Source organism: Selenomonadales bacterium, assembly GCA_018335585.1.
GTDB lineage: Bacteria > Bacillota > UBA994 > UBA994 > UBA994 > UBA994.
In genome coordinates this window covers 1-3,893 of sequence record JAGXRZ010000069.1, presented here as the reverse complement: position 1 = coordinate 3,893, position 3,893 = coordinate 1, and the positions used below count along the sequence as shown (strand labels likewise).

3 protein-coding genes and 1 other annotated feature are annotated in these 3,893 nt (G+C 57.4%); of the genes, 2 read left to right on the top strand and 1 reads right to left on the bottom strand.

Features of this window, described 5'->3' with window-relative positions; translation table 11 throughout:
* Positions 1 to 18 precede the first annotated feature (18 nt).
* Positions 19 to 210 (bottom strand) — a binding site (T-box leader).
* A 159-nt stretch (positions 211 to 369) separates the two neighbouring features.
* Positions 370 to 1,560: a pyridoxal phosphate-dependent aminotransferase gene (locus tag KGZ66_12045; GenBank protein ID MBS3986318.1), complete on the top strand. Its 1,191-nt coding sequence runs from the start codon at positions 370 to 372 to the stop codon at positions 1,558 to 1,560.
* Positions 1,561 to 1,609: 49 nt separating this feature from the next.
* Here KGZ66_12045 and KGZ66_12040 read toward each other — a convergent pair whose 3' ends face one another.
* Complete coding sequence (locus KGZ66_12040; GenBank protein ID MBS3986317.1) at positions 1,610 to 2,188, bottom strand: sigma-70 family RNA polymerase sigma factor; 579 nt, start codon at positions 2,186 to 2,188, stop codon at positions 1,610 to 1,612.
* Positions 2,189 to 2,233: 45 nt separating this feature from the next.
* Between KGZ66_12040 and KGZ66_12035 the strand changes: the two genes are divergently transcribed.
* Positions 2,234 to 3,893: transglycosylase domain-containing protein (locus tag KGZ66_12035; GenBank protein MBS3986316.1), on the top strand; the 1,660-nt coding region annotated here is incomplete at its 3' end.

Here is a 3,893-nt window from a genome sequence, read left to right as displayed (position 1 = left end):
GCAAAAACTCGCCCCAATGTGAGGGGCGAGTTATCTCGCGGTACCACCCTAGTTTGCCTTGCGGCCTCTTGGGACTATAACGGCGTCACCGTCTGCGCTCCTCGCGCGCCGCCTTCGAAGTGGACTTCATGCAAACTTACTGACTAGCTCGCACCGACCGCTAGCTCTCTGAACAGCTGCTCGCACTACTCGCTTCTGCGCTGCGTTTCAATGATTTTAGCATATCCACAGCGGGCGCGCAACTTGTGCTCGCCTCATTTGACGTAATTTTGCATCTTTAGCCGGCGCAGCAAAAGCGACCATTCGCAGCAGGGAACTTGCGGCGGACGAAGAATACAATATACAAAACACAGTTAAGGGGGCCTATTCATGAAGAAGCTCGCGGAACGCGCGCTAAACATTACTCCTTCCGTCACACTCAGTATAGACACCAAAGCCAAGCAAATGGCGGCCCAGGGCATTAAAGTAGTTAACTTTGGTGTGGGCGAACCGGATTTTGACACCCCCGCCCATATTGCTAGAGCCGGTATCGTTGCTATTGAGGCCGGGCAGACGCGCTATACGCCGTCAAGCGGCACTGAAAAACTTCGCCAGGCTATTTGCCAGAAACTAAGCAGTGAAAACCAGCTTACTTACAGCCCGACGCAGATAGTAGTGTCTAACGGCGCGAAACACAGCATCTATAACGCTCTGTTGGCTCTGTGCGACCCGGGCGACGAAGTCATTGTCCCTGCGCCCTACTGGGTAAGTTACCCTGAGATGGTCAAGATGGCGGGCGGCGTGCCCAAAATCCTTGATACCCGCGAAGACGAAGATTTTAAAGTGCGCCCCGAGGAACTGCGTGCCGCCATCACGCCGCGCACTAAAGCGCTTATCCTTAACTCCCCAAGCAACCCCACCGGCATGGTCTATACGGCGAGCGAACTTAAAGTCATCGCGGACATCTGTGTCGAGCACCAAATCTATGTTATCTCCGATGAAATCTACGAGAAGCTTATTTACGACGGTGCAAAACACGTGAGCATTGCTTCTTTCGGTGCCGACATAAAAGAACTAACCATTGTGGTAAACGGCATGTCTAAAGCGTACGCCATGACCGGTTGGCGGATTGGCTACACCGCCAGCAATTCGGGCCTAGCGGCGGCCATGGGCAGCCTGCAAAGCCACGCGACCTCTAACCCAAACTCTATCGCGCAGGCGGCCAGCGTGGAGGCTTTGTGTGGGCCACAGGAGGCCATTGGTGTAATGCTACAGGAATTTGAGCGCCGCCGTCGCCGCATGGTGGAGCTTCTTAACGGACTCCCCGGCGTATCCTGCCGCATGCCCCAGGGTGCGTTCTACGTAATGGCTAATATTGCCGGGCTGCTCGGGGCCTCATACGACAAGGAGATAATTCTCGACGACGTAAGGCTGGCAGGTGTAATGCTCGAAAAAGCGCACGTGGCGGTAGTGCCGGGCTCCGGCTTTGGTGCGCGCAATTATATCCGCCTCTCTTACGCGACGTCAATGGAGAACATCGAAATCGGCCTAGGTCGCATGAGAAGTTTTCTGCAATCCTAGACTAAAGAACGGGCTACGCAATCGCGCAGCCCGTTTCGCACTATTTGCTTTACATTACCACGCCGTACTGACCGAGCAACCGCGCTAGTTCCACGCGCAACTGCTTGCGCGCGCGGTAGAGCTTACAGCGAATAGCCTCTACCGAGCAGGCCATGTGCCCTGCCATCTCCTCGTATGACAAACGCTGCAGGTCTTTTTGCACGATAAGCTTCCTGTAGGCTGCCGGCAGACGGCTGAAGGCATCGTCGATGCACTTGCGTACGTCCTCTATTTCCCATTTCTTCTCGAGCGCGGCCACATCTAACCACGCGGGTGGCCGCAGATTGAGCAGTTCGCGCAGGTCTAATGTCTGGAGCGAGACAGAGGGCGTGCGCTTCTTTTTGCGCAGCAAATCGACGTGATGATTCTCCATAATGCGCAGGAGCCATGTACTAAACGAGGACTCGCCGCGAAACTCGCTCACCCGCGCCCACGCTCGCGTAAAAGACTCTTGCACAAGGTCTTCGGCATCTTGCCACGAGCGAGTGAGCGTGATGGCGCGGCGCCCTGCTATCGCCCAATACTTGTTGACCATTTCCTCAAAGGCCGCCTTGTCGCCCCTACGCAAACGTTCCAGTAGCTCCGTCACTGTTCTAAGCCCCCCTTCTTGGGCACCCTAAGCTTGGTGATGCTTATGCCCCCGAGACTACACGCGCAGTCGGCAATCTTTGCTTCCCTTGCTGTTGTTACTATTCTGTTTCTCGGGTTAAATACCCTCTTGGCCTTGCCTCCATTTGTGCAAAGAGAAGCGAGCCTTGTCTTTGCCCGCGATGGGACGCTGCTTACGCGCATTTTTGTGGAAAATCGCGAGGTTATTGGCATAGGAGATGCACCCGAACATCTGCTGCAGGCCATTGTCGCCACAGAGGACGCGCGTTTCTATCGGCACTTTGGCCTTGACCCCATCGGTATCGGCCGGGCTCTGTTGGAAGCGCTGCGCAGGCGCCGCTTTGTTGAGGGAGCGAGCACGATTACCCAACAACTAGCGCGCAACCTCTACGACCTCCCCATGGAGCGCACCTTGCGCCGCAAGCTCAAGGAAGCGTATTTGGCGATTCTCTTAGAGCGGCACTACACGAAGCAAGAGATTCTTGAGCTGTACATTAACGAAATCTACATGGGTCATGGCACTTACGGCGTAGAAGCCGCCAGTCGGCACTACTTTAACAAGCGGACACGAGACCTAAATCTGGCCGAGGCGGCAATGTTGGCCGGGCTTATCCGCGGGCCGGAATGGTATTCGCCGCGCGCTAACTTAGACCGCGCCGAGGCACGTCAGGCGTGGGTGCTAGAGCGCATGGTAACCGAAGGGTATATAACTGCGAACGAGGCGACCGCTGCCAAAGAGGCCGCAGTTGTGCTAGCAGATGCACCTCGCGCCGCAGTCGGGGGAGAACTGCTCAGGAGTTACATCAGGACCTCCCTAGAACAGCATATGCCAAACGGCAGTGCGCTAGCCGCAGTTGCCGGGCTCCGCATCTTTACGACGTTAGACACCTCCATGCAGGCGGCCGCCGAGTCTGCACTGGCACGCCTGGCCGACCTGACCGAAAACAGAACAGGCCAAAACGGAGTAATACAGCCGCAAGGCGCACTGGTTGCACTAGATCCAAAGACGGGCGAAATCAGAGCCTTGGTGGGCGGGCGCGGCAATGCGCCACCGGGCTTTAACCGCGCCGTAGAGGCGCTGCGACAACCCGGGTCGGCCTTTAAGCCCTTTGTCTACGCTACCGCTCTACAGCAAGGGTTAACGTTCGCCAGCCAAATAACCTGCGAGCCAATCAGCTTTCCGGAGCCGGAGGGCCCGCCGTGGGCGCCTGCGGATTTTGGCGGGGAGTTCCATAACCGGCCGCTCTGCTTGCGCGAAGCGCTTGTAGTCTCCTGCAACGTAGTGGCCGCGCGGCTTATCCAGCAAGTGACGCCTAGAGCTGCGGCCGCTATGGCGGAGCGACTCGGTCTGAGGACGCCGCTTCGCCCGGTGTTGTCGTTGGCGCTAGGAACCTCGGAGACAACGCCGCTCGTTATGGCGCAGGCTTTCGCTCCCTTTGCCAATGGCGGACGCGTGCTGGCGGGACACATAACCGACCCTATCGTCCGTGTTGAAACACGCGCGGGACGCGTCGTTAAGGAAGCACGCCCCCGGCTAGTATCTGGTGCGCTCGACCCGCGCATCGCTTACCTAGTTACCAGTGCGCTCAGGGACGTTATCGCCTCGCCGCAAGGCACAGGACGAGGCGTCCTAAGAACTTTCACCCGGCCGGCGGCGGGGAAAACAGGCACTTCCGAAGACATGC